General features: G+C 38.7%; 1 protein-coding gene. It reads left to right on the forward strand.

Translation table 11 applies throughout. The features are described 5' to 3' along the window. Window positions 1-21 precede the first annotated feature (21 nt). Window positions 22-328 (forward strand): SPRY domain-containing protein (locus tag L9G74_RS23960; RefSeq protein ID WP_238898542.1); only part of this gene is annotated, 307 nt, incomplete at its 3' end.

Raw genomic sequence — 328 nt, forward strand, 5'->3', positions numbered from 1 at the left:
AAAGATTTGGAAAGAGAAAAAATGGCAACAAATATTCTCTCAACCTCAAACCCCTTCCTACTAACTAATTCATTCTCATCATCATCATTTGTAACACCAACATATGTTTACTACAATCCCATAATGAAATGCACAGTGAAGAGGGAATTAACTCTTTGCAAAGCAACACCACACTCTCCAATTGTTGTGACAAAGAGAGGCTTGTCCATCAGCTTCATCACCAGCTTTGTGCTTTCATTGGCTGGTAAGAAGAATGCAAATGCAGCAATACTCGAGGCAGATGATGATGAAGAACTCTTGGAGAAAGTAAAGCGTGACAGAAAGAAGA

This window comes from Shewanella electrica (assembly GCF_022321485.1).
Taxonomy (GTDB): Bacteria; Pseudomonadota; Gammaproteobacteria; order Enterobacterales; family Shewanellaceae; genus Shewanella; species Shewanella electrica.